At 35.9% G+C, this 25,774-nt stretch carries 29 protein-coding genes and 2 pseudogenes; 7 read left to right on the top strand and 24 right to left on the bottom strand.

Annotation, left to right across the window (positions count from 1 at the left end; translation table 11 throughout):
* Window positions 1–78 precede the first annotated feature (78 nt).
* The 10 genes from ACFFIX_RS03635 to ACFFIX_RS03590 all read right to left on the bottom strand — a co-directional run bounded on the left by ACFFIX_RS03635 (window position 79) and on the right by ACFFIX_RS03590 (window position 9,937).
* Entirely contained in the window at window positions 79–525 is a 447-nt protein-coding gene (locus tag ACFFIX_RS03635) for a MarR family winged helix-turn-helix transcriptional regulator (RefSeq protein ID WP_378930628.1), read from the bottom strand.
* A 389-nt stretch (window positions 526–914) separates the two neighbouring features.
* Window positions 915–2,477 (bottom strand): bifunctional metallophosphatase/5'-nucleotidase, encoded by a 1,563-nt coding sequence (locus ACFFIX_RS03630; protein ID WP_378930626.1) that lies wholly within the window; start codon window positions 2,475–2,477, stop codon window positions 915–917.
* Between the two features lie 140 nt (window positions 2,478–2,617).
* Complete coding sequence (gene phnE, locus ACFFIX_RS03625; protein ID WP_378930624.1) at window positions 2,618–3,421, bottom strand: phosphonate ABC transporter, permease protein PhnE; 804 nt, start codon at window positions 3,419–3,421, stop codon at window positions 2,618–2,620.
* Window positions 3,421–4,224 (bottom strand): phosphonate ABC transporter, permease protein PhnE, encoded by an 804-nt coding sequence (phnE, locus tag ACFFIX_RS03620; RefSeq protein WP_378930622.1) that lies wholly within the window; start codon window positions 4,222–4,224, stop codon window positions 3,421–3,423. Before phnE (ACFFIX_RS03620) ends, phnE (ACFFIX_RS03625) begins: the two co-directional genes overlap by 1 nt.
* A complete protein-coding gene (gene phnC / locus ACFFIX_RS03615) occupies window positions 4,224–4,997 on the bottom strand; it encodes a phosphonate ABC transporter ATP-binding protein (RefSeq protein ID WP_378930620.1) in 774 nt (257 codons plus the stop codon). The genes phnE (ACFFIX_RS03620) and phnC overlap by 1 nt, the downstream gene beginning before the upstream one ends.
* A gap of 179 nt (window positions 4,998–5,176) precedes the next feature.
* Entirely contained in the window at window positions 5,177–6,067 is an 891-nt protein-coding gene (gene phnD, locus ACFFIX_RS03610) for a phosphate/phosphite/phosphonate ABC transporter substrate-binding protein (protein ID WP_378930618.1), read from the bottom strand.
* 265 nt (window positions 6,068–6,332) lie between these two features.
* Window positions 6,333–7,046 carry a DUF2306 domain-containing protein gene (locus ACFFIX_RS03605; RefSeq protein ID WP_378930616.1) on the bottom strand — a complete coding sequence of 238 codons (714 nt, stop codon included), beginning with the start codon at window positions 7,044–7,046 and terminating at the stop codon, window positions 6,333–6,335.
* A gap of 299 nt (window positions 7,047–7,345) precedes the next feature.
* Window positions 7,346–8,371 carry a phosphotransferase enzyme family protein gene (locus ACFFIX_RS03600; protein WP_378930614.1) on the bottom strand — a complete coding sequence of 342 codons (1,026 nt, stop codon included), beginning with the start codon at window positions 8,369–8,371 and terminating at the stop codon, window positions 7,346–7,348.
* Between the two features lie 28 nt (window positions 8,372–8,399).
* Entirely contained in the window at window positions 8,400–9,347 is a 948-nt protein-coding gene (locus ACFFIX_RS03595; protein ID WP_378930612.1) for an aldo/keto reductase family protein, read from the bottom strand.
* A 143-nt stretch (window positions 9,348–9,490) separates the two neighbouring features.
* On the bottom strand, window positions 9,491–9,937 hold the full coding sequence (locus ACFFIX_RS03590) for a hypothetical protein (protein WP_378930610.1): 447 nt from the start codon (window positions 9,935–9,937) through the stop codon (window positions 9,491–9,493).
* A gap of 162 nt (window positions 9,938–10,099) precedes the next feature.
* On the opposite strand from ACFFIX_RS03590, the pseudogene ACFFIX_RS03585 reads away from it, so the two are divergent.
* A pseudogene (locus ACFFIX_RS03585) lies at window positions 10,100–10,830 on the top strand (ZIP family metal transporter).
* 62 nt (window positions 10,831–10,892) lie between these two features.
* On the opposite strand, the gene ACFFIX_RS03580 reads toward ACFFIX_RS03585, so the two are convergent.
* Window positions 10,893–11,159, bottom strand: coding sequence for an aspartyl-phosphate phosphatase Spo0E family protein (locus ACFFIX_RS03580; protein WP_378930607.1), 267 nt, complete (start codon window positions 11,157–11,159; stop codon window positions 10,893–10,895).
* Between the two features lie 282 nt (window positions 11,160–11,441).
* Here ACFFIX_RS03580 and ACFFIX_RS03575 point away from each other — a divergent pair, with 282 nt between their 5' ends.
* The 3 genes from ACFFIX_RS03575 (at window position 11,442) to ACFFIX_RS03565 (ending at window position 13,765) form a co-directional block, all read left to right on the top strand.
* Window positions 11,442–11,864 carry a YkvA family protein gene (locus ACFFIX_RS03575; protein WP_378930605.1) on the top strand — a complete coding sequence of 141 codons (423 nt, stop codon included), beginning with the start codon at window positions 11,442–11,444 and terminating at the stop codon, window positions 11,862–11,864.
* Window positions 11,865–11,975: 111 nt separating this feature from the next.
* Complete coding sequence (locus ACFFIX_RS03570) at window positions 11,976–12,752, top strand: divergent polysaccharide deacetylase family protein (RefSeq protein WP_378930603.1); 777 nt, start codon at window positions 11,976–11,978, stop codon at window positions 12,750–12,752.
* A gap of 83 nt (window positions 12,753–12,835) precedes the next feature.
* Window positions 12,836–13,765 (top strand): DMT family transporter, encoded by a 930-nt coding sequence (locus ACFFIX_RS03565; protein WP_378930601.1) that lies wholly within the window; start codon window positions 12,836–12,838, stop codon window positions 13,763–13,765.
* Between the two features lie 17 nt (window positions 13,766–13,782).
* Here ACFFIX_RS03565 and cbpA read toward each other — a convergent pair whose 3' ends face one another.
* From cbpA to ACFFIX_RS03550, 3 genes are all read right to left on the bottom strand, one after another.
* On the bottom strand, window positions 13,783–14,430 hold the full coding sequence (cbpA, locus tag ACFFIX_RS03560; RefSeq protein ID WP_378930599.1) for a cyclic di-AMP binding protein CbpA: 648 nt from the start codon (window positions 14,428–14,430) through the stop codon (window positions 13,783–13,785).
* A 332-nt stretch (window positions 14,431–14,762) separates the two neighbouring features.
* The gene (locus tag ACFFIX_RS03555) at window positions 14,763–15,812 is read right to left on the bottom strand and encodes an FUSC family protein (RefSeq protein WP_378930597.1); all 1,050 of its coding nucleotides are present in this window, start codon (window positions 15,810–15,812) and stop codon (window positions 14,763–14,765) included.
* Window positions 15,813–16,056: 244 nt separating this feature from the next.
* On the bottom strand, window positions 16,057–16,491 hold the full coding sequence (locus ACFFIX_RS03550) for a hypothetical protein (RefSeq protein ID WP_378930595.1): 435 nt from the start codon (window positions 16,489–16,491) through the stop codon (window positions 16,057–16,059).
* A gap of 550 nt (window positions 16,492–17,041) precedes the next feature.
* Here ACFFIX_RS03550 and yxzF point away from each other — a divergent pair.
* Window positions 17,042–17,146, top strand: a complete 105-nt coding sequence (gene yxzF / locus ACFFIX_RS03545; protein WP_378930593.1) for a small protein YxzF — start codon at window positions 17,042–17,044, stop codon at window positions 17,144–17,146.
* Window positions 17,147–17,261: 115 nt separating this feature from the next.
* On the opposite strand, the gene ACFFIX_RS03540 is transcribed toward yxzF, so the two are convergent.
* The 4 genes from ACFFIX_RS03540 to ACFFIX_RS03525 form a co-directional block, all read right to left on the bottom strand.
* Window positions 17,262–17,513: a GlsB/YeaQ/YmgE family stress response membrane protein gene (locus tag ACFFIX_RS03540; protein ID WP_378930591.1), complete on the bottom strand. Its 252-nt coding sequence runs from the start codon at window positions 17,511–17,513 to the stop codon at window positions 17,262–17,264.
* A 151-nt stretch (window positions 17,514–17,664) separates the two neighbouring features.
* Entirely contained in the window at window positions 17,665–18,207 is a 543-nt protein-coding gene (locus tag ACFFIX_RS03535; RefSeq protein ID WP_378930589.1) for a GNAT family N-acetyltransferase, read from the bottom strand.
* Between the two features lie 419 nt (window positions 18,208–18,626).
* Window positions 18,627–19,556: a manganese-dependent inorganic pyrophosphatase gene (locus ACFFIX_RS03530; protein ID WP_378930587.1), complete on the bottom strand. Its 930-nt coding sequence runs from the start codon at window positions 19,554–19,556 to the stop codon at window positions 18,627–18,629.
* Window positions 19,557–19,671: 115 nt separating this feature from the next.
* Complete coding sequence (locus ACFFIX_RS03525; protein WP_446686110.1) at window positions 19,672–20,217, bottom strand: tubby C-terminal domain-like protein; 546 nt, start codon at window positions 20,215–20,217, stop codon at window positions 19,672–19,674.
* A gap of 159 nt (window positions 20,218–20,376) precedes the next feature.
* On the opposite strand from ACFFIX_RS03525, the pseudogene ACFFIX_RS03520 reads away from it, so the two are divergent.
* A pseudogene (locus tag ACFFIX_RS03520) lies at window positions 20,377–21,227 on the top strand (oxidoreductase).
* A gap of 162 nt (window positions 21,228–21,389) precedes the next feature.
* Here ACFFIX_RS03520 and ACFFIX_RS03515 read toward each other — a convergent pair.
* The 5 genes from ACFFIX_RS03515 to ACFFIX_RS03495 all read right to left on the bottom strand — a co-directional run bounded on the left by ACFFIX_RS03515 (window position 21,390) and on the right by ACFFIX_RS03495 (window position 23,326).
* Window positions 21,390–21,566, bottom strand: a complete 177-nt coding sequence (locus ACFFIX_RS03515; protein WP_378930582.1) for a DUF2187 family protein — start codon at window positions 21,564–21,566, stop codon at window positions 21,390–21,392.
* Between the two features lie 120 nt (window positions 21,567–21,686).
* Window positions 21,687–21,839, bottom strand: a complete 153-nt coding sequence (locus ACFFIX_RS03510; RefSeq protein ID WP_378930579.1) for a nucleoside triphosphate pyrophosphohydrolase family protein — start codon at window positions 21,837–21,839, stop codon at window positions 21,687–21,689.
* A gap of 16 nt (window positions 21,840–21,855) precedes the next feature.
* Window positions 21,856–22,320, bottom strand: a complete 465-nt coding sequence (locus tag ACFFIX_RS03505; protein ID WP_378930576.1) for a hypothetical protein — start codon at window positions 22,318–22,320, stop codon at window positions 21,856–21,858.
* Between the two features lie 4 nt (window positions 22,321–22,324).
* Window positions 22,325–22,558, bottom strand: a complete 234-nt coding sequence (locus ACFFIX_RS03500) for a DUF3231 family protein (RefSeq protein WP_378931153.1) — start codon at window positions 22,556–22,558, stop codon at window positions 22,325–22,327.
* A gap of 357 nt (window positions 22,559–22,915) precedes the next feature.
* A complete protein-coding gene (locus ACFFIX_RS03495) occupies window positions 22,916–23,326 on the bottom strand; it encodes an Lrp/AsnC family transcriptional regulator (RefSeq protein ID WP_378930573.1) in 411 nt (136 codons plus the stop codon).
* Window positions 23,327–23,443: 117 nt separating this feature from the next.
* Here ACFFIX_RS03495 and ACFFIX_RS03490 point away from each other — a divergent pair, with 117 nt between their 5' ends.
* Entirely contained in the window at window positions 23,444–24,205 is a 762-nt protein-coding gene (locus ACFFIX_RS03490; protein ID WP_378930571.1) for an MBL fold metallo-hydrolase, read from the top strand.
* 319 nt (window positions 24,206–24,524) lie between these two features.
* Here ACFFIX_RS03490 and ACFFIX_RS03485 read toward each other — a convergent pair whose 3' ends face one another.
* The gene (locus ACFFIX_RS03485; RefSeq protein WP_378930569.1) at window positions 24,525–25,757 is read right to left on the bottom strand and encodes an MFS transporter; all 1,233 of its coding nucleotides are present in this window, start codon (window positions 25,755–25,757) and stop codon (window positions 24,525–24,527) included.
* Between the last annotated feature and the right edge of the window lie 17 nt (window positions 25,758–25,774).

Below are 25,774 nucleotides of genomic sequence, written 5' to 3'. Positions count from 1 at the left end.
TGATAAAAAGTAGATACAAACAATTTTTTCAGGATAGGAGTAGAGTCTATATTTACCCATCGCTAAAAGTTCAAAGTCTTAGCGCATATCTCGGGCATGATATCCAACCTTTTTTACTAAATCTGTAACAAGCAGCTTTTCTTCATCAGAAAGGACGCCAATAATTTCATCGATTCTTTCACGATGGGATGGGAAAATATCTTCTATTAATTTTCTCCCCTTATCCGTAATCTGCGCATATGTAACACGACGATCTTTGGGACACGCCTTCCGAATAAGCAATTCTTTTTTTTCCAGTTTGTCCACAACATACGTAATACTGCCACTAGCAAGTAAAATTTTCCCACCAATTTGTTGTAGAGGCTGCTCCCCTTTGTGGTATAGCAATTCCATCACTGCAAATTCAGTTGGGTTTAAATCAAAGCTGGCAATCTGTTTATTGACTTGATCGTTAATTGCGCGGTGTGCTCGTGATAATACAATAAATAGTTTGAGTGATTCTTCTATTTGTTTATCTTTTGTCATTTTTCATCAATCCTTCGATATGAGAATATCTTGAATTCTAAATAATAATAATAAATTACAAGTTAAAAGTCAACTATATCTTAAAAACTTGTAGCAGTATAGACCTATTTTTAGAGTATCACACTTTTAAAAAGCGCAAGCGCCTTGTTCAGCCTTAGGCATAGCATAAGGCGCTCTGAAATAGAAGGCGCTCTTTGCCTTCAATTTCAGAGTGACTTATGACCTCGAGGCAGTCAAAATCGCGACGTCCTGTCGCATTAACTGCACTAGCACGTCCTGTGCGTCGGGGCTTACGCTGGAGCTGGATTCAGAAACTCCCACTTATTCTTTAAGATATATAAATTTTGATAGTACAATAGAAAAAGCTGACTAAGATCGTCAGCTTCTTTCTACCAGACCACACTCCAATTGTGATTCACATCTGCATGGATGATTTTTCTTTCCATTATATAATCAGCCATCAATTCCGACATATCAATTGGTATTTCCTTTACAACCGGCTTTCCTTTGAACATTATGTATTCTCCGCCGCCACCTGCTCGGTAGTTATTCATAACCACTTCAAACTCATCAGATAAATGCAAAGGTTGACCACTTCTCACCAATTTAACGACACGTTCACCGATTGGCCTTGAAATATCAAGCGTGTAATCAATTCCTTCCCACATATCATAATTATAATGCTGTGGTTTTGGTACAGAGAATTCTGGGTTTACAATAGGATTCCCTTCTTTATCTAACTCAAAATAAGAGGCAGATCGTTCAAGTGCTGATTTTATATCAGAACCGGTTATTTTAATTACTTTCAGCGTGTTTGGGTAGATATAATTTGAGACAATATCTCTCATTGTGATCTCCATAGGCAGGCCAGGTGATTCATTGTTAAATAGAGCTGTATTAGATAGACTAACACCTGATGCTTCCATTTGAACTTTATTAATGAACTCAATTAAAGGATGTTCTATTATCCGAAGCTGAAAACCATCCTTTACAGTCATGTCTCCGATTACTTTTCCAATTGGTTGATCTAGCCAGCCCTGAGTTTCTTTTTCATAGCTTTCGACAATTGATAACAACTTTTTGTTTGGCTGCACATTCTCTGCCTTTAAAATTGTTGCTTCCTTCTTAATGATACGTTTACTGTTTTTATCAACCTTGAGCTCAATCCTAGCAATTGCTTGTCCGTTGAAACTAGGTTGTACGACGGTTACTCCATTTAACTCACCTGAAATCGTTCGATGCTGATGACCGGTCAAAAGCACATCAATTCCTTCAACTTCGTGACAAATTTGGTAGCCTTGATTTTCAGTGGTGAGCTCTTCAGTTGGTTCACCAATCTGCATGTCCCTCTCAAATCCACCATGATAAGAAACAATCATCACATCGGGTTGTTCCTCATTTCGAATTTTTTCAATCCACTTTTTTGTTGAAAGTAAAGCATCTTCAAAGTGGAGTCCCACTATATGTGCAGGGTCTTCCCAATTCGGTATGTAATGTGTTGTTACTCCTAATATTGCCACTTTAATTCCATCTATTACTTTGATAATATATGGCTTTCCAAGGAACGGCGCTTTCTTCTTATCATCGATAATATTAGCCGATAGCCATGGGAAACTTGATTCAGCAACTGCTTGTTCTAAAATAGTTCGACCATAATTAAATTCATGATTACCTACCACCGCAACGTCATAGTTCAACTCATTTAGTAGTAGGATCATCGGATTTTTTTGGTGACTTTGCTTCTTAACATAATGATACGTTAATGGAGTTCCTTGTATTAAATCACCATTATCGATTAAAATTGTATGATCGTTGGAAATTCGCTCTTGTTCGATAATGGAAGCAATTTTTCCTAATCCTAATTCTTTTCCTTCGTTTGTGCTATATTGATGTGAAAAAATGTTCCCATGAACATCACTTGTCTGCAAAATTGTAATCTTCACGTTACTCATTTCTACACCCCCTAAAATAAACTAAGTTAAATTCATCTTACACAACATACTACCTACTCACAACCATTGTTTAGACCACGAAATAAAAATAAAAAGGCTGACTACAAAGAAAAAGTCAGCCCCATTCTATAATCCCTTGTTTAGACAATGCGCTTGCGAATCGCCGAAGAAGCAATGTCAATAATTGTCACAACTACAATAATGACGAGTAAAATCATTCCTACCTCAGACCAGTTTCGGTTCATTGTCGCAATGGTAATTAACGTACCAATACCACCTGCACCAATGATTCCTAAGATAGATGATGCACGGACGTCAATTTCAAATCGGTAAATTGAATAGGATAAAAATTCAGGAAGTACTTGTGGCATAATTCCATAAAATAGAATTTGAATTTTGTTTGCCCCATTTGCTTCCATTGCTTCGACGACTTTCATGTCAATGGATTCAATCACTTCAGAATATAGTTTTCCAAGCATACCCGTTGATCCAATTGCGATTGCAAGGACACCAGCAAACGGTCTCGGACCAATCGATGCAACGAAAATAATCGCAATTACAAGCTCTGGGAAAGCACGAATGGCATTAAGAACCCATTTGCTAGCTGTATTCAATGCTTTACTTTTCACCATGTTACTTGCAGCTAAAAAACCGATAGGAATCGCAATAATCGCAGCCATGAGCGATCCTGTATACGCAATTAAGATGGTTTCTAGCATTTTATCCATGATCTTTCCAAATGTTGAGAAGTCAGGTGAGAACAGTTTTGGAATAACTCTTCCAAAGCTATCAATCGTTTTATCACTAAAAATCCGATCCCATTTTATTTCAAGACTCATATAGGTCCAAATATAAATGGCTGTAATGAAGATGGCAATAGACCATTTTCTAATCTTTTTGATCGGTGAAACTCTCGGTTTGGGAGGTAGCTGAAGTGTTGACATTATACAATTGCCTCCCTTAACTTTGTACTAATATAATCAATGATGATCACCGCAATAAAGATGATAACAATTAACATCATTGCATTTTGGTAATTAAAGAAGTTGATTTGTTGGTTTAGTAATTGACCAACCCCACCTGCTCCTACAAGTCCTAAAACCACTGAAGCACGGATGTTAATTTCAAATACATATAAGCCAAATGAAATAAATTGAGGCAGAACTTGTGGTACAACCGCGAACCAAATTACCTGAAGTTTGTTCGCACCAGATGCTGTCATCGCTTCAAGTGGATGACTATCAATCGACTCAATCGTTTCACTTATTAGCTTAGCTAAAATTCCTAGAGAAAAAATAATCAATGCTAGAATACCAGGAAAAACTCCGATCCCAAATAACCCGACGAAAATAACAGCTAAAATAATATCTGGAATCGTCCGTAGTATGTTTAAAAACATACGCACAGAGTTATACAAATACTTATTGGATGTGACATTGTTTGCTGCTAGTAAACTTAGTGGTACACAAAGGACAATCGCAACGGTTGTTGCAATGATAGCCATGTGTAACGTTTCGATTAATTTTGGCCAAACGGCTTGGGCGTAATTTGGATTAGGTGGAAATAGTTGACCTACCATCATCATAATATTTTCAAATCCATAAAATAATTCTGTAACAAATGATTCTGTTTTAATTGCACTAATTAAATAAAGAATCATAATGACAGACATTGTAACCGTCATTTGTCTTTTCGTTTTTGGACCTACAAGACTAGTTGGTATTTTACTTCCGAGTTTGTTATCCATTACTCATCCTGTCCTCCTCGGAGATCGTCCTCACGAATTGAACGGCCATAAATTTCTTCAAATGTTTTTTCAGTTACTTCAGAAGCAGGACCATCATAAACGATTTCACCTGCTCTCATTCCGATGATACGGTCTGCATACTCCATTGCCATATCAATGAAATGTAAGTTTACGATTGTTGTAATTTTATCTTCGCGATTAATTTTTTTCAAATATTTCATCACTTGATGTGAGGTTGGTGGATCCAAACTAGCAACTGGCTCATCCGCTAATACGTATTTGGGCTTTTGAGTAAGAACACGTGCAATACTAACACGTTGTTGCTGTCCTCCACTTAACTCATCAGCACGGCTATAAAGCTTTTCTTCTATGTTTACACGTTTCAAACTCTCATAAGCTAAAGCCATATCTTCCTTCGAGTATAGATTCAAAATACTTTTTAACGTGCCCGTGTGCCCTAGACGTCCAGCAATGACATTTTTCATAACAGAAGAGCGTTTTACGAGGTTATAGTTTTGGAAGATCATTCCGATTTTAGTACGAAGTGAGCGCAACTCTTTCCCTTTTGTATCTAAAACATTTTGTCCGTCTACTAACAACTTACCGCCTGTTGGTGATACAAGTCCGTTAATACTGCGGATAAATGTTGATTTCCCTGCACCTGATAAACCTACAATGACAACAAATTCACCATCGTTTATTTGAACATTTACCTCTTTAAGTCCTTGTGTTCCGTTTGGATAAACAAGTGAGACATTCTTAAATTCAATCACAGCAAACCCTCCAAGGTTCTTCCACATAGAGTAGTAGTTTTACATGTTTTTTTAACTTACAATCTTATAAACATAAAAATATGTTTAGGATCACTTTCGTCATTCCTAAACATATATCGACAAAATTATGACAAGTAAAAAGGGAGAAGCGAGCTTCCCCCTTAGGAAATTCTGGTTTACTATTCGTCTAAGCTAATGCTATCTTTGAATTTGTTGTAAGTGTCACGAACAACTTGGTATTCTTCGTCACTAGCTTCAATGATTTTATCCCAGCTATAAACTTCATTCATGATTTTGATCATGTCTGGATCTTCGTTAAATGCTAAGAATGATTCTTTAATTTTTGTTTTTAATTCATCATCTAATTCCTTAGATAAAGAAATCGTGTCATTTGGAATTTCATCTGTGTATTCGATAACTTTTAATTTTTCCATAACATCTGGATACTCTTCTTCAAGCTCTGTACGAACATCGTCAAATGTTGTTGCAACATCAGCTTCACCATTGTAAACTGCGATTGCTGCGTTATCATGTCCACCAGTTTGTACTCCTTCAGAGAAGAAATCAGCTTCAACGTTTTCTACGTCAAACATATCTGAAAGTTGTGCTGCAGGGAATAAATAACCACTTGTAGATGTTGGATCTGGATATGCCCATGTTTTACCTTTTAAATCTTCTAAGCTTTCAATTCCTGAGTCAGCAGCTACAACGTATTGTGCTTTATAAGTTCCGCTACCATAACGCTCAGATTTTAAGATAACTTCAACACCGTGTTTTTCATTTGCTAGTACATAAGCGAATGCAGGAATAAAACCAATATGAACTTCATTAGTGCCCATTGCTTCAACTAAAGCAGTGTAGTTTGTCATTACTTTACCTTCTACTTCTACTCCAAGCTCTTCAGACAACTTTTCAGCTAAAGGTTCAACTGTGTCTGCAATTGTGTCAGAATCTTGAGAAGGAACAAATCCCATTACAATCTTTTCTGGATTGCTTGCTGAGCTACTACCACATGCTGCTAAACTTACTGCTAATACTGCTACTAGTAAAATACTAAGTAGTTTCTTCATGTTACTGGCCTCCTAGTAATTTGTATCTATTTTTCTTTCAACAAATGCTATTATGCACAATCTTCGACATAACTTCTAGATATTTTACAGATTATTTACAATTTATTTAAAATAGGATTACAATGCAATTAGTAAATCCTTGCTATGAAGGGATTTCTATCTATTAGAATGTTTATTACTTTTACAATATGTTTACAATTATCTTAATTTGTCGTTGTTTCACCAGAGAAATATAATACCTTTTCCAATTTTTCTATGTTTACACTTATTTTTTATGTGTGACATTTGTCTTGTTACTTCCGCTAAATTTCTTAGAATAATAAATTGAGAGTCCAATAATGAGTGGTGTAATTAAGATCGTTGGTAAAAACCAAATAATGATGCTTACAGATTCTAACCCAAGAAGTCTCGGTGCTCCAAATACAGTAAAAGCTGTAATTGTCGAAATGCAGCAGGCTAGCATGCCAGCTAAGTGTTCAAACCACCAATGCATCTTCTTTTTCGGCGCTTGTATCCAATAAAATAGTTGGGAAATTCCTAATAAAATTCCCACGATTGGAAACCAAAGAAGTAGAGGGAAATCACTAAGAAAGCCATAAACACTCATACAAATGCCTGAAAAAACCAACAACAATGGATAACCAAGATCTAAAGCATGTCGATGACGTGTTTTCCGCTTTTTAAATCGAAGCACACGAATCCCATAATAAGCTGCAGCTGAACTAAGAATCGCAATAAAAATTAAAAACCAAGAAAATGAGACATCTTCAGAAGATGTAGAGGGATCAAGAAAGATCCTATAAATACCCATATAAAATGCACTAATGGCAACCGTCACCATTCCTCCAACATATAACCAACCTGATATCCGATGAACTCTCCCCCCTTTTTTCGTAACAATTGGAATCCAAAATACAAACAATGCTAAAAATCCGCCAAAAATATGTACAATTTTTAAGATGTTAAATAAAAATTCCATTCTATTCTCCTCCAGCTAGTCTTAAACTTTAAATATATTTTAGCATATTTATCCAATACTGGATAAAGTATATTACCAAGAACAAAAGCGCAAGCGCCTTGAACAGCCCCGACAAGCATAAGGCGATTCTAAATAGAAGGCGTTCTTTGTCTTCAATTTAGAATTGACTTATGACCTCGAGGGGCTAGGCGCTGGAGCTGGATGCAGAAATGTTATCCACAGTACAAGAATTTTATTATTTCCTAAAAGACAAAAAAAGACCAACTCAGGAGAATTGATCCATATTCGTATATATTCTATTAAATACTTTTTAAAATATCCTGATAATTCACTGTAACAATCGCCCGGTTATTAATTACCCGTTCTTCAATTGAAGCTATCAAGTCTTTTTGTGTTTCTGTTATGGTCTCGATATCTAGCTTTTTATGAAAAAATCCGTATAAAACATAATCTCGTAGCTTTAAAAAGATCGGAATGGCTAAATAATCCTCTTTAGATAATTGATTTTCCGTTTCATAGCCCTTTAAAAAATGAGTTAAAAAGCGAGTTGCAAACTCTTCTAAATTAACAGCTATATTTCCTCTCTCAAGAACCCACACTGAATAGTAAAGAGGAATTGCAAGATCGCTAGCAAACCAGTGAAAGACAGCATCATCAAAATCAAACACATGAAGCTTTTCTTCACTCTCATCATAATGAAAATTACCTAAATGCAAGTCCGAATGAATGAGACCAAAGTTTTCTTTCTTTTGAGGTAAATGGTTTAATAAGTTCACCAAATGATCGAACTGCTGAATAACCTCTTTTTTTGGATGATTTTGATATTTTCCGAGATGAAATAGATCTTCTTCCTTCCAAGACGGCCGGTTAAACAGATCTACTTGTTCGCTAAAAACCTTCGTTAATCGATGCATTTTTCCAATGGTCTGTCCCCATGAATAAAAGAGTTTATCGTTATGAACTTCTTCTCCAATGTTCACGCGTTTGCCGGCAACCTTTTCAAACAAACAAGCATAAAACGTGCTGTTGTCCTTCGCTTTCACTTTTTCAATAAATTGGTCGTTTACTGATCGGAACACTTCTGGAGCTGAGACTCCATTCCTTTGAAGAAAATCAACCCAACTTAATTCATCCGAAATTTGTGCCTCATCACGATGTGAGCTATGCGTAACCCTTAAAATAAATGAGGATGCTTGTTTGGTAACTTCGTAGACATAATTTTCAGCATCACCAAGCAATGTAAATTCCCGTGAAAATACGTCAAAACTCTCGGCTAATTCGTGAAGAATGTTTTCAGTAAATAAATCATTGACCACTTTTTCCATCTGACTCTAACTCCTTTTCCCTTTACCATTAAATAGTCAGTATCTCTTCGATTTTCTGAAGCTCCTCATAGCCTAATACAACCTGTGATGCCTGGGCATTTTCAACAATCTGATCAGGACGAGATGCCCCAACTAGTGTGCTAGCAACATTATGCTGCCTTAATGTCCAAGCCAGTGCTAACTGTGCTAGTGTAATATCTAATTCATTTGCAAGCTGACCGAGAAGCTCTACCTTTCGATCCACAATATCATTGATAATTTTTTTCATCCAAGAATTCACTTGTTCATTTGAAGCACGGCTTCCCTGAGGAATCGTCCCATCTTTGTACTTCCCTGTAAGAACTCCTTGTGCAAGTGGGGACCAAACTACTTGTGAGACACCAGCTTTTTCACACATTGGTAAAATTTCATCCTCAATGTCGCGATGAAACATATTGTATTGCGGTTGGTTTACGATAATTCGATCTAATAAATAGCGGTCAGCAACGGTTAGAGCTTCTTGAATTTGTGCAGCAGTCCACTCGCTAACGCCTACATATAAAATTTTCCCCTGTCTAATTAAGTCGTCGATTGCACGCAATGTCTCATCAAGAGGTGTTTCTTGGTCATAGCGATGACAATAAAAAATATCTATGTAATCTAACTCCATTCTCTTTAAGCTCGAATGAACCTGTTCCATTATATGTTTTCTCGATAACCCACGGTCATTCGGCCCTTCCCCCATCGGCCAAAAGGCTTTTGTAGTTAGCACATAAGATTCCCTAGGAAATGATTTTAAGGCATGTGACATAACAATTTCAGCTTGCCCTCGCTCATACACGTTTGCACTGTCAAAAAAGTTTATGCCTACTTCATAAGCTTGATGAATAATTTCAGTCGCAGATTTTTCATCTACCGTCTTTCCAAAAGTTAACCAGCTTCCTAAGCTAATTTCACTAACCTTTAAACCTGACCTTCCTAAACGTCGATAATTCATCTTATTTTCCCCCTCTTAAATACCGTGGTGTATACATTACTTCTATATGATAATTAGTAAATGGTCACTCTTTAAATTTATCAGAAATTTCTAATAACGTAAAGGACAAGGAGGCTTATGTTCGCGACTAGTCCTCCTCTATTTTAAAGCTGGTGATTTCTTGAAAATCTTGTTTTACCCTTTTTATTTTTTGTTGCACTCATAGATTTTAGCGATTTTTTCATTGCTAAGAAGATTAGCTTTATTGCAGCGTATATGCTAAATAGAACAATAAAGCCCCATAGTCCTTGAATTGCATCTTGAAATTCCATGTTTCCACGACTTGTGACCTTTTGCTGAATTTCAATAGCAAATACAATGACGACTAACACTGTAAACGTATAGATAAATGAAAGGCTAGAAATACTCCATTTTGACACTCTTTTAAAAATAAAATGAGTGAAAAAGAACAGCCCTAAACCAAAAATGCCCAACACCCAAAAATGCATTTCCTTATCTGTTATGTTAATTCCCAATATAGAAAATACGCCAATCATGACATCATGAAATTCATTCATCATTTCAACAATTACTAAAATAACTTCGTTCACTCTTTTCGCCCCCACTTTAGGTACACTAAATATTTATATGTAAATATTTCTTCATTGTATCATTAATTAAAAAGGAATCATTTCATTTTAAAGGATATAAGATATAATAATGCTATTATCTTAAGTTTCCATTATTCAAACTACAAATAAAGGAGCAATCGTATGACAGAGGTTCTAATTGGCAGCACGTTGTCTGCATTATCAACGGGCTTAGGTGCATTGCCCATTTTATTATTACAAAAACGATTACTCATCGTTGGCGAGATATTTTACTAGCATTCACAGCTGGAATTATGATGGCAGCAGCCATGATGGGATTGATACCTGAAGCACTGAATAATGGTGGAGTAATTGAGGTGTCCGTTGGGCTATTGTTAGGTGTGCTAACTCTAACAAAGCTAGAAAAAGCAATTCCACATATTGATTTGGAGCATACGAAAAGCGGGATTAAGTTTGATGAGAAAGCAATGCTTATTATTGCAGCAATTACGCTTCATAATATTCCTGAAGGTCTTTCGGTCGGTGTAAGTTATGCTTCAGATGTGAATGAAACTGGTAATTTAATTGCCTTTGCGATAGGACTTCAAAACGCACCTGAAGGATTTCTTGTAGCTCTCTTTCTTTTAAATCAAAATATAAGTAAACTTAAGTCGTTTATTATTGCAACATTAACAGGAACTGTTGAGATCGCCGGTGCTCTTCTTGGCTTTTTCTTAACTTCCTATGTGGACTTTCTTATTCCTTATGGGTTATCGTTTGCAGCAGGAGCAATGCTGTTTATTATTTATAAAGAATTAATTCCAGAAAGTCATGGAGACGGAAATGAACGAAACGCTACATATTCTTTTATAATTGGAATCCTGCTTATGATCGTGTTAATTGAAATGTTTTAAAGTTAATAGAAAAAAAGAGGACTGAACGAATTTTGGTTTATTTCAAACCTTTTCGTAAAGTCCTATTTTTCTGCTGATTGATACACTAACCGATCTCGAAATGTCCACTTTTTCATATTGTTAACAAACTCTTGGAAAGGATTTGTTGTGGTTTTATAGGTTTCTTCTAATAATAATTGTTGGTATTTATTTAATAGCCTATCTAATTCTTGACTACAATGAACGACTGCTTCATTTGTGTATCCATTTGTTTCTGCTGTTGAAATCATCTCTTGACGCTTTTCGTTTATTGATTCAAGAAGTTCAACTTTTAAAGAATTTGGCTTCACCGAACTTCACTCCTTTGGTTAACTTCTTAGATTATTACAGATTCTACTAGTGTTGTAAACGAAATCGCAATATTAGACATTTTTTTCAAAAACATTTGTTCATCATATTGACAATATTTAAGGTTATTTTCTGTAATTAATTAGTTTATTCCCCGCTTAAATAAGGATTAAACTATAAGGAACAGGATATTATGAACAAAAGCGCTGGAGCTGGATGCCGAAACGCATACTGAGTTTGAAATTCATATAAATTCTGATTCTTTTTAAAAAGGAGTGAATTTTTTGATTAGGCAGTTACTTAAACGGTTTGAACCTAAAGCAAATAAATACCTTTTAGATAAACAAAAAACGCAAGGTTTGCTAACTAAGGCATCTTCAAAAGCAGTTGAAAATCGTACTGGTTTAAAGGGTATTTATCACAAGCTACAGCTTCTTTTTGAAGCCATTAAAGCATGGAAATCAGGCGTGTACCCTCATTTTCCAAAAAAATCACTCGTTATGATTGTAGCTGCCATTTTATATTTCCTAGCACCGATTGATTTGATTCCTGACTTTTTATTAGGTTTTGGGATTGTTGATGACGCTGCTGTACTAGCCTTCGTCGTCAAACACCTTGGGAAAGACCTTGAACAATTTGAAAAATGGAAGGAAATCGAAGATAAGACTATTGAAATTCACGATTCCTTTCCCTCTAAAAAAGAATAATTGAAAAACTCCTTAGCAGGGCATCTTATAAAAAAGCGCAAGCGCATGGTCCAACCTCAGGCATAGCATAAGTTCCTGGTGTTAAAAAAGTCTTGCTAAGGAGTTTTTCCGATGAAAAAATTGTTAATTTCAGTAACTCTCTCATTTTTAATTAGCCCTCTTTCTACTGATGCCCAAACAATAGACAAAAAAATCAAAAATCATGTTGCGATTGTCATTGATGATTTCGGAAACGGTATGAAAGGAACAGAAGATATCCTTTCGCTTCCGATTCCATTAACAGTCGCTGTAATGCCTTTTCTATCGACAACAGAAAGAGATGCAAACTTAGCGTTTCAAAAAGGACATGAAGTGATCATCCATCTTCCAATGGAACCTCTACATGGGAAGAAAAGCTGGCTTGGACCTGGAGCAATTACAACCGATTTAAGCGACGAAGAAATTAAGAGACGGGTCACAAAAGCAATTGATGCCGTCCCGCATGCAGTTGGGATGAACAACCACATGGGTTCAAAGGTTACCGCAGACGAACGAGTGATGAGAATTATCTTATCAATTTGTCAAGAGCGTGGACTCTATTATCTTGATAGCAAAACGAACGGAAAAAGCGTTGTACCTAAGGTAGCGAAAGAATTAGGTGTTCCGTTTTTAGAAAATGAACTTTTTTTTGATGAACAGTACACAACAAGTCACATTATTAAGCAAGCGAATCTGTTAATTGATAAAATCAATGTGGATCAGGAAGTGATTGCAATTGGGCATGTTGGCATTGCCGGAGAAAAAATGGCAACCGTCCTTGAGGAATACGTTCCACTCGTAAAGAAAAGGGCCGAACCTGTAACACTTTCAGATCTAATTTGGGTTTCAGGACCGTTGGGAGATATGTGAGGACTACCAGGCTCATTCCCTCTTCACATTATCATCTAAAAGCGGTAAGATGATCCTATATCATAGCAACTTTGGGGGCTCATATGCACTTTTATTATCTACTACTACTTGTAACCAGCTTCCTTTGGGCTGGTAATTTCGTTGCCGGCAAATTTTTAGTTGGCTATGCTAGTCCATTAGCTCTAACTGAAATGCGCTGGCTTATTGCAGTTGTTTTGCTTTTCTTCTTTGTATTATGGAAGGAAAAATCAGTGACTGTTCCTAAAAAAGCACTTCTCCCTTTGATATTAATGGGATTTTCCGGAGTGGTCTTATTTAATGTATTTTTATTTCTCGCACTAAGGTCTACATCAGCCGACAATGTTGGCTTACTTTCAACTTTAAATCCGATTGCAATCGCAGTGGCAGCATATTTTATATTTCGTGAAAAAATGTCTGTACAGCAGATATTTGCCATGTTCGTCTCGCTGATTGGTGTATTATTTGTCCTAACACATGGTCATTTGGAAAATATCTTTTCAATGAAATTTAATATTGGTGATCTATACATGCTACTCGCTGTTTCGATTTGGGGGCTATACTCAATGGCTGGTAGAGTCGCTATGAAACTGGTTTCACCGTATAAAGCTACATTGTGGTCAGGGATTTTTGGAACGATCTTTATTCTACCTTTCACATTCAGTGAAATGACAACCATACAAACAGATGGTGTGTTTTGGATAGCCACTCTCTACGCTGCAGTCGGAGCAACTGTATTAGCAATGGTATTTTGGAACATTGGCGTGCACTACATAGGAGGAACAAAATCTGGTATGTTTCTAAACTTCAATCCAATTTTCACAGCCATTTTAGCATACTTCCTCCTCGGTGAAAAGATAACTGGCGCTCAAGCTATCGGAGCTCTTTTAATTATGACAGGGGTTGTTTTATTTACAGTTAAGGTGAGAAAGAAAGAATTTAAATCCATTAATTCAGATACGGCTTATGATAAGAAAAAGCACAATGTCTCTTAATGGACATTGTGCTTTTATTATTTACTTCCGATACTTTCATTCACCTTATCAACCGAAGTGACACGGAAGTCGCGTTCTTCCAGTTTTTTGATGATTTTGGCTAACTTTTTCTCCGATAGATCATGTGAAAGATTGAGAATAACTCTGCGAATGTATTGATCGCCATTGTCTAATGTTAATAATCCTTCAATATTAACATCCTTAACAGCCGTTACTAAATCTTTGATTGCACCTTTATGCTCTTTCGTTCCAACTGTGAGCAGGTAGCCACCTGTTTTCATTCCGAATGAATCCTCAAGAACATCCATGACATTTGAATGAGTAATGATGCCAGAAAATTCCTCAGCTTCATTTAATACAGCTAAGAAGGGCAGTCTTCTAATTGTTAAAAAGGTTTTAAAGAAAGAATCTTCTTCATATATGTACGCTTCTTGGTTTGCAATCAATGATTCAATTGAATCCTCGTCTTTTCCCTCGTGCTCAACATAATGTTCGAGGAGATGGACTTTATAAATAAAACCTACAAACACTTTTCCGTTATCTTTTAAAACTGGAATTGAACGATAACCTGTTTCCTTTAGTAGTTCATAAGCTTCTTTAACTGTACTTGAAACCTCGCAATATTTCACATCTTCTTTTTCTACGTAATGATAACGTACTTTCATCGTATTTCCTCCTTGAGGTGCAATTCATTGTAAAAAAGCGCAAGCGCCTTGTTCAGCCTTAGGCATAGCATAAGGCGATTCTAAATAGAAGGCGTTCTTTGCCTTCAATTTAGAATTGACTTATGACCTCGAGGCAAGTCAAGAACGCGACGTCAATCGCCATGACTGCACTAGCACGTCCTGTGCGTCGAGGCTAGGCGCTGGAGCTGGACTTGCGAAACGCAGACTCAGTATTAAATTTTATACTTTCTTTTCTTGTAAAAAACGTATCACACTCATCTTTAATAGTAAACAATTTTTTGATTTTTCAAAAAATATTATCCTTTCTAACGTTAATCATGTCGTTTTCTAAGATGAAGTTGAATAAGTTCTTCCAATCTCTGAAGCTGAAAGGAGTATTCAAAGATTGCCGATCCGATCACAACTAAACGGAGATTGTTTCCTTGATCTGAGTTGCTAATTGCCATCACATTCTCCAAAAATAATTGACTGTCATCACTAATTGATAGACCGTACTCTTGGTCGTCTTGCTTTATCTTTCCCTCATATTTAAGCAAGAGATACTCATGATATTTAATCAATTCTTCTAGTTCACCATCAAAAAATTGGTTATCATCTTGATTTCTCTTACTTTGAAAATAATGTTCATCAACGACTTCAACAATTTCCACACCCTTTTTAAGCGTATGAAGCATTTGTTTAAATACAACAATCTCCCTACCATCTATAGGGTTTACTTTTGTCATATTTGCTCGTTCTTCATTAAATAATCGATAAGATTCTTCAAGTATGTTCATATTTTTCTCAAGCTGGTCCCAAAGCTCGCGATACGATTTTTCAGTCATTTCATTGGATACTGCCGTTCGAATTAGCAGGGACATATCACGAAAAACAAGCTGAACTTTTTCAAAGTAATTCCTTTTATATTTTGGTGGAAAAATGAACAGATTAACTAAAAATGCCGATCCCATCCCTATTAAGATGATCCCAAACCGATTTAAAGTGAAGAGAAAATCTTGATTTCCAGGGGCACTCATAATGGCTAAAACAGTAACCAAAGTTAGAGAAATCGTGCTTTCCATCTTCATCTTTAAACTAATCAAAATTACGATAATCATAACAAGACCCGTAATGATTGGACTATTACCTAGAAAGTAAATACAAAAAAGTGCAATTGCAGCTCCCAGCGTATTGGTTTTTAATTGATCCGAAATTTGCTTCCATGTCCGATAAATCGAAGGCTGAATCGTAAAAATAGCAGCAACTCCTGCAAACACAGCAGGTTCTAACTTAAAAAAAGTACATATGTATAAAGCCAGCGTTACAGATATTCCTGTTTTCAATACTCGTGGACCTAATGTCAGATGAATCGTTCCCTTCACAATTTCTGAAAATGAGTGATCTTATTCCCTATAATTGTATCAAATCACAAATAATTACTAAATAATTTGTACACTTTTGTTCTGAATCTAAACAACGGTTTGATTTTATTATCAATACCAGCTTACTCTCATCTTAACTAACAACTATATTCTTCCCAATCAAATAAGCTACCCCAATTAAGAGGCAGCCCACTTTATATCCTACTAGTATGAGAGTTTTTAATCAATTCTACACGAATTCAGATTACATTTCATTCGGTGGCTCTCTTCGAAATGGGGGAGCCTCAATTTCTCTATGATCGTTTTTATGATCTTCTCCGCCTACTTCACTTTGTGTGGCAGCTGATTGATCTTGTTGCATTGTATTTTCCGTTCTACTCAATTCTTCACTTGGCGCTAACATCTCGTTACTCTCCGCTTCGGAAGGCAATTCCCCCGATTTACCGGTAGCTGCTGACGATGTTTGGACCATTTCACCTACCCCATTAGCAGGTACACGATCTAAAAAACCCCTGCCTTTTTCAGGATTTGAGATAATCCCTAACATACCAAGAACTCCTAAAATAGCCGTGACATACGTTTCCCATTGAGTTAGATCAATTTGAAGTCCTAAATCACGTAACACCATGTAAAAGACGGAAGATAGCGATAACCATACTCCGTAATTTCTCCACTTCATAGGAGCTATTACCACCCTAAAAAAGAATATTTTAATCATTTTATTCTTTAGGTTGGTAAGGTGTGCATCCCTATTTTTATTTATGTACTATTACATATAATCCATATAAAAAGACGCCTGTCAAAGACAGACGTCTGCGAATTGAGGCGAGAAACCGCACACCACATTGCGCGTTACCATAAAGGTGTGTTCCTCGACTTACACAATTTTAGCTCATCGCTTGATTACTATAACATTTTTAATATGAGGAGACAAGCGAGATTTTTTTCCAAATCAAGGTATCAACCCATTACTAGCGATGTCAGTCTCTATACGATTATTATCATATTATTGCTATTCTTTCATCCAGCTTTATCAAACCTTAAATAAGTTGTGCACTCTCTGCAAATACTGACCTTATGCTAATTGTTTGAAAGCTGATGTAATGTAGCCGATTCCATCTTAATGGCCATTTACTTAACAAGGCAGAAAAAAGACAAGTAAACTTGTGTTTCAGGTTTGTGTTTTTAAATTACGGGAATATAATCACTAACACATAGGAGGGATTTTAATGAAAAAAATGATTAAATCCTTGGTAAAATGGGCCCCAATCATTTACCCAATTGCTCGTAAAATATTGAATAAACGTAAAATGAAGAAATCTTATTCAAGGTAAAGCAGCTAGGTAATACTGGCTGTTTTTTTGTTGTGCTCATAATCAAAAGGTACATATAGTTACAAGCAATAAAAAACACTTCCATCCATTATGGACTGAAGTGTTTATTTATAGCTTATTTCTTTCTCATAGCTCTTAAAATTAAGCTTAAAATGAAGACTAACAGAATAGCACCAATTAGTGCTGGAATAATGGCAATACCGGCTAAATCAGGGCCGAAGTCTCCTAATAGTTCTCCACCGATCCAAGCACCTATTATACCAGCAATAATATTTCCGATAACTCCGCCTGGAATATCTTTACCTAAAATTAGTCCTGCTAACCAACCAATAATTCCTCCAACTATTAAATAAAGTATAAATCCCATGAACATTCTCCTATCTGTTTGTAATTTGTCTTACTTGTTAGGAATATTCCCAGGTTTGCTTGATAATAAACTTAAACAGATAGGAAGGATTAATTTTAGTTTTCCGAAAAAACTAAATGAAGAAGTTTTAATGGTTAATTTGCTTTTTAGGTTATTTTTTCCAAGCTTCAGCTAACATTCCGTACACAGCATGATCGACATGGTGATCGTAAAGCCACTCTGCTTCGCGAATTAGCCCTTCCTCTACAAAACCCAGTCTCTCAGGGATTGACCAGCTCTTTTTATTTTCAACTGCCACGCGTATATCAACTCGATTGAGCTCTAGCTGATTGATTGCGTACTCCGTTAAAGCCTCAGCAACCTTTGTCATAATACCCTTACCTTGATAAGTCTCACCAAGCCAATAACCTATGTAAGCAATCTTATTTGACCAATCAATCGCATTGTAGCCTGCAATTCCGACAATTTTTCCGTCATATAAAATTGCGGCGTTCATTCCTCTATTTTCAGCAAACATCTGTTGACTCATTTTTATATAGTCCCTCGTGTCTTCAACCTTAGTCGACTTATCCAGCCAGCCAAGCCATTCTCTTAAATATTCTCTGGATGACTCAATTAATGAAAAGATTTCATCAGCATCTCGTAGTTCTACTAGTTTTAAGGAAATTTGATTGTCAATTTTGTAGGTAAACATAAAGACATCCCTCATTTTTTTGAATTTACTGATAGCGTTTGAAACTAGTTTACCAGACTTAGTAAATTCAATGGGGAAATTTTTATTCTGAGCTCTTCTATAGAGAGTTCGACTGCAGTTTCGTATCAAAATGTAAATTTTCGAGAGTTAAGATAGGAAATAGGGTTTGAACTTCAATATAGGATGATTCACGTGTAATTGGTTAATTTAATCCCATCTTTTTATTCAATAGAGTGCCTTATTATCGGTTTTGAATACTTATAACGGCGAGTTTTGGATTATATCATCGAGTAGGGTATTTTTATGATCAAGTTTTGAATTATATCGATTTCTCGACAATAAACGTCATGTTTCACCATCCGTTCGGATCTCTACCTTGAAAAAAACACCGTTCGAAAGGAATGGTGTTTGGCAATTTTTTATTTACTTAAGATGTCAGTTAAAACCGGAACAATTTGTTTCTTACGTGATACAACACCTTTGAGGAGCGCTGTGTTATTTTCAAGCTTCACGTTGTATGCTTGCTCTACTGCTGCCGTTTCACGACCTAGTGCTAGAGCAATTGAATCGTTTGTTAAAATATTTGTTACAACAAAAACAAACAGATCTAAATTTTTCTCAAGAATTACATTCGCTAAAGCACTTTCAAGTTCTTGTTGTTTTGCCAGCACATCGTTAGTATCAACCGCATTGACTTGAGCAATTTCTACTTTAAATGTACCCATTTGAAACTCTTTTGCATCAAGAGTGATTAATTCTTGAATGCTCTTGTCACTCAAATCCGCTCCAGCTTTTAACATGTCCAAGCCGTATGTTGCACTGTCCACTCCAGCGATTTCTGCGAGTTCTTTTGCAGCTGCAATGTCTTGATCTGTACATGTTGGTGATTTGAATAGTAACGAATCCGAAATAATTGCGGATAGCATTAATCCGGCAACTTCTTTGCGAATTTCTACACCGTTTTCTTTATACAATTTATTTAAAATAGTCGCCGTACACCCAACTGGCTCGGCACGATAGTACAAAGGATCGCTTGTCTCAAAGTTAGCAATACGGTGGTGGTCAATGACTTCAAGGACGCGAACGGAATCGATGTCACTGACACTTTGTTGACGTTCATTATGATCGACCAAAATGACACTATTCACTTCATTTGCAACCGTTTCAACTAATCGTGGAACCTCCACACCAAATTTATCTAGAGCAAATTGTGTTTCTCCATTTAGCTGACCTAAACGAACAGCCTCAGCGTCGACGCCTAACTGTTTTTTTAACTCCGCGTATGCAATTGCAGAACAGATTGTATCTGTGTCTGGATTTTTATGGCCGAATACTAGTACTTTTTCCATAGAATTTACTCCTCCTAAGTTTATGACCATCACTATGTATTTTTAGTAGGTTGTACACCTAGACTCTATTTTACATGAAACAAAAGACCTTTGTATAATAGTTTTAGTTATTTTTCTACTTGTTATAAGTTAGACAAATTGTATAGAAAATAGCAGCAACTTCAACTTGGTTTATTGTGTCTGAATTCAGTGTGAATTCGAGAGTTTTAGGGACCATTTTCTTTGTTCGGATTTCAGTGATAACTTCGCCTGTATCATGAAAGCAATCGACTGTTTTTCTACTTAACACATCACGTTTAAAAAGAATGGCTCGCTCGCCTTTATGATAGAGAAAACATTGATTTGTACTGACTTTGCTTAAGTCTTCGAGGAGAAGCGTTTCTTCACTATTATCATCATTTACTTTGACATCCCATTTCATCTTTATCAAATTCTCACGAAATGAACGTTCATTAATTGCTATTTCACTGGAACTCAGTTTGCCTCGCATATCTTTACGGTCAAAAAGTTTATCAACCAAAGGTAATGTGCACAAAACCTTTTGCAAAAAATTTTTAAAAAACCTCCGAAATGTCCCACAAATTTCATTGTTCTGATTTAAAAGCTCAATTCGCTTCGAAGAAAAAGTAGTGACTGGTAGTTTGAAATGAAATGTCTGCATATACTGATACCTCACTTTTTAAAAATTTGTAGGCAATTCATAAAGAAAACACTATAATTTTTCTGAATGCGCAAATCGCTAATAACTTGTATTCCATTATAATAGCTAATAGGAAAAGAATGTATCATATTTATAGCATAACGTTACGGGGGAAATACAATGAAAAAAACCGCAATCATCACAGGCTCCTCAAGTGGATTTGGCTTACACTGTGCACTTGAATTGGCAAAACATAATTTTGCTGTTATAGCTACCATGAGAGATACAGCAAAAGCTACCGATCTCTTAATAAAAGCAAAAGAACAAAAGATTTTAGACAACATTGAAGTACACCAATTGGATGTAACCTCAAGTGACTCGGTTAAAAAATTTAGTCAGGAACTCACAACATTTTCATCCATTGATGTTTTAGTCAATAATGCAGGGTTCGCTCTTGGCGGCTTTTGCGAAGAAATTCCTCTTGAAGAATATCGGAACCAATTTGACACAAATTTTTTCGGTGTTATTGCGATTACACAAACAGTCCTCCCTTTTATGAGAAAGCAAGAATCTGGAAAAATTATCAATATGAGCAGTATTAGCGGGAGAATGGGCTTCCCTGGGCTGTCTCCCTATGTGTCTTCAAAATTTGCACTTGAAGGATTTAGCGAGAGTTTGCGATTAGAAGTAAAACCCTTTGGAATTGACGTTGCTCTCATTGAACCAGGCTCCTACAAAACAAACATTTGGTCAAGTGGTATGAAAATTTCATCTAAATCTTTAGAAAATGACTCTCCATACCATTTTTATATGAAAAGCATAAAAAGGAAATGGAGCGAGGCAGTGCAGGCTTTGGCGATCCGTTAGATGTTGCAAAGTTGGTAGCCAAGGTGGCAACGCAAGAAAAACATCCTACTTTACGCTATCCAATTGGTAAGGGTATTAGACGAACTATTTTGCTCAAGAGTATTCTGTCTTGGAAAACGGTTGAAGGGTTAGTGATCAAGCAGTTGTTTGAGAAGGGGAACTGATCACATCTTCAATTGTTCTAACTTTTTCACAATCAATTGTCTCCTTTAATTGCGTCGTTAATTTAAGTACAAACTTAAAAAAACTAAAATTCCTTGAAATAAAGGGATTTTAGCATAATTACTTGCTTTTAATTCCAGTTTGATTTTTTACTATCCGTCGTTTCACTTTTTTATTTTGTAGTTTTTATGATTAACAATCGTCGTAAGCGGTTCGCCTTTAGCATTTAAATTACCGTATTCAACAATAACGGAATTTTCCCTAATGGCGGTAACAACACCTTCAAATTTACTTCCTTCCCGTTCAAAAGAAATAACATCACCAGGTTTCGCAGTTGTCATACAATCACCTCGCCTATATAATGTCCAAAATACTCGTAAAAATGCTTATCGTTTTAAATACACATTTACCTAAGAATTTATAAATATGGTTGGGAAAAGAATCAGTAGATCTTGGTGGTGTCATAGTGAAAGGTCTAATTTTTTTTCAGTTTCAGATAAGAATTTTTCCAATGCCTCACTGCTATCAATATTCATCCGTTCAGCCAAAATAATCAGCCACCATATGCATTCACCAATCCAGGAAGGGCTGCTCCATAATAATTTTTCTTTCACCCCATGCACACGCCCACTATCCCTTTACTAATTTAGTTTTTTCTATGGTGAACTGAAAACCATATAAAAGCATTGATTTTAAAAAGAATAGTAAAGACAATTGATATTTTTTTAAACGAACAAGTGATGATATTCCTGATTTTTGCAAAAAATATACAAATGGATAAGTGAAAATAGTGTCGATGATAAGATTGGAAATCATATAAGTGAAAAATTTTCCGTAGGTTAGTTTTAAAATCCACATTGAACCAATCAAAAACGGACCCCATATTAAAAGGAATTCCCCTATTAATTTAGGATGGAGTTTTTGATAAAACCACCACCAACTGTGCTTTCTTGCAATGTAACTTTCGAGTATTACAACACAAGAAATAAACAAACTAGCTGGTAAAAATTTCTTTATTTCTTTTTTTCCCAATAAAGGAACTGTTATCCAAGGCAGAAACAACATGGCTATTAATAAAAATTTTGGATGTCTCATCTACTCAACCCACTGCCAAATCTTTTCGGTCAGGTGCTGAAGGTTGTTTTTCGAGCCACCCATTATCAATCATAATATTTGCCCCATCCTCTGCTAATTCTCCGACTTCTATGATTAAACGACTATAAGCTGCTGATAAATCTCTTCTAGCTGCTCCTCCCATACTTGCACCATAATAGCCAATCCCTGCATTGTTCAATGCTGCGGTATGAAAAGCATTCTCTAGAACAGCACGAATATCAGGGTCTTCTACATCCTTTAATAAATAAGAAATCGTACAAATCCCTAACGAATCGTTTAAATATGAACCCCATAAAACAACCTCCTTGTATTCAATACATCAAAGAGTAATATTCCCAAGTTTGGAAATAATATAGATGAACAACCAACAACAATACATCAACAAAAGGTCTTAGCTGATTACTAGCTAAGACCTTTTGTTTATCTTCAATTATGTTCATTTAAGTGGCAGCCTTAGAAGAGAGTCTTAAAGAAAATATTTTTAGAAAAAGCAGCGGAAGTTCCGTTGCTTTTTACGCAATTGCCCCCTATAGTTTAAGTGTGTTTATTCACAAATATCCATTTTATTGATGCACTATTTATTAATAACAATCGATAATTTATAGTTTGCATGCTTGTTTAAGTCTTCCAAAAATTTATCTAATACTTCATTAGATGGAAATTTGCATTCGAGAAGGTAACAACCATCTCCACTGATTTTATAGTTATGTATTATGTATTGTTCTTGTGTTTTTATGAACGACAGATAAGGTAGATGATAAGTGCTTTGTGTAATGATAGTAATAATAGCATGTATAAAACACCCTAATTTAACTTGATTAACTTTAATGGTATAACCCTCAATCACTCCATTATCTTCTAATTTAGCAACTCTAGATGCGGCTGCTTGTCCAGTCAAATGGACTTTCTCACCCAATTCTTTCATAGTGATACGACTGTTTTTGGATAGTTCATCTAAGATACGCATATCCGTGCTATCTAACATTTATTCAACTCCTTTCATTAATCAAGTCAAACTGCCAAAAGACTTGATTTTATCTATGTAATTGTTATTTGGTCATAGTATAAACTATACCTAGATCAAAAAAAAGGAGTTGTAAATATGAATATAGAACAAATTCGAAATGCTACACTAGTTGTCGAATATGCAGGGAAAAAGTTTTTAGTTGACCCATTTTTAGCAGAGAAGGGGACTTACCCACCTTTCCCAAATTCATTAAGACAAGATCAATATAATCCTTTAGTTAGCTTACCAACATCCATTGACAATATTATTAATAATTTAGATGCTGTCATTGTAACTCATCTACATTTAGACCATTTTGATGATGTTGCCAAAGAGGTATTGCCAAAAGATATAAAAATGTTTGTACAAAATGAAGAAGATGCTACAGAAGTTAGAAATGCTGGTTTTCAAAATGTAGAAGTTTTACAAGGAGATACAGTCTTTGAAGATATTAAGTTAACTAAAACTAAAGGCGAGCACGGAAGAGGAGAAATATTAAAACTTGCTGGTCTAGTGTGTGGCGTTGTCTTCAACCATCCAAATGAAAAAACTTTATATGTGGCTGGAGATACTGTTTGGTATGAAGCTGTTCAAGAAGTAATCGATACACACAAACCAGAAATCATTGTTGTAAATGCTGGAGACAATCAATTCCTAGAAGGCGGTTCTCTCGTAATGGGGAAAGATGATGTTTATGAAGTGTATAAGGCTGCCCCTAATGCAAAAATTATTGCAAGCCATATGGAAGCTGTAAATCATTGGACATTATCAAAGGAAGAATTAAAAAGATTTATTTATGTTAAAGGAATCTCCTCAAATGTTTTAGTTCCTGATGACGGAGAATCATACACATTTTAAGATATAAAACGGACAAACATTGTAGTTTTAATTTTAAAGGAGAGGATAAATAAGTATGTTTGTTAAATCTCTCTATTAATTGCAACAAAAAAGTGCACAACTCCTCCTTGAATTAGTGCACCTTATTTATATACCTTATTCAACTATTAGCTGGTTTAGTTTAAGAAGAAAAAGGAGTTGCTTCGGCAACTCCTTTGTTCAATTCTTGCACCCACTAACTAATACAACATGAACTTCAACTAATTGTGTTCGACTGAATCTGTCTTACAGTTTTGAAGTATTTATTTATGCAAGATAGCTTATTATAGAAACTCCTAGATTAAATTGCTGTAGAGTTTTTATTTTCCCCCCTTAAAAAATCCTTTTTTTTCATCAAGACATTTAATTTTTCTGAACCTAAGAGCATTGCTGTAACAAAAACAACAATAAAAAACGGGAAGATTCCTATTGTAGAATGTGATGCAATGAAACCAAGAAGAGGAGGCATGAACATGCTACCTGTATAGGCAACAGCCATTTGATAGCCCATAATTGTCTGTGAATGCTTATCCCCAAACCGTGCTGGTGTTTCATGTAACATGCACGGAAATATCGGTGCTAATCCTAATCCAATAGTGATAAAGCCTACAAGTGAGAAACTGGATGGCAATGGTAATAATAGAAGTACCGCACCAACTGATGCTGTTATTTGCCCTACCCGAATGAGAGTACGGTTACTGACCTTTAAAGTAATAAAGCCTGTAATAAATCTGCCGATTGTTATTCCTGCGTAATAGAGGGAAACCCATTGTGCAGCTACCGCTACGGGTAACTCCTTAACATTTACCAGAAAGCTACTTCCCCATAGGCCCATTGTTGCTTCAACACCACAATAAAACAAGAAAGATGTCAGAGCTAGCTTAACTCCCCTAATCTGCAAAGGTTTTACATTTTTATCATCTTCAACAAAAAAAACACTGTTTGAATCTTCCGGCTCTTCACTTAAAGTGACATTGCTTTTTCTTGCGACCTTGTCCCATAAAGGCAGAGTGCAGAAAAGGATTACAACTAATGCGAACTGAATTCCAGCAATAGCAAGATATCCATGTCTCCAAACATTTTGCCCCGAAATAAACTGGGCCATAATGACGGGGCCAAGAGTAGCTCCAACTCCCCAGAAACAATGTAGCCAACTCATGTGGTGTGCCTTGTAATGTGTAGCAACATAATTGTTTAATCCTGCATCGACAGATCCTGCACCTAATCCAAGTGGTATGGCACATATAATTAACCAAACAAGCGATGGAGCAAAAGTGAAACCTAGCAGAGCCCCAGCAGTCATTAAGCAACTGACAAATGTGACATTGCCAGTTCCGAACCGTTTAATTACAGTTCCACTTGCTAAACTGGAAATAATTGTACCAGCTGCTATCGTCATAAAAAGTAAGCCAGCAGTCTCAAGTGGTGCCCCATATTCTAATTGCATCACAGGCCAGGCCACTCCCAACAATGAATCAGGTAAGCCTAAGCTGATGAAAGCCAAATAGATGATTACTAAAAAGAATGTAGCCATATATGTAAACCGCCTTT

Origin of the sequence: Metabacillus herbersteinensis, from assembly GCF_042433335.1 — a bacterium.
Classification (GTDB): domain Bacteria; phylum Bacillota; class Bacilli; order Bacillales; family Bacillaceae; genus Metabacillus; species Metabacillus herbersteinensis.
This window is presented reverse-complemented; position numbering and strand designations above follow the sequence as displayed.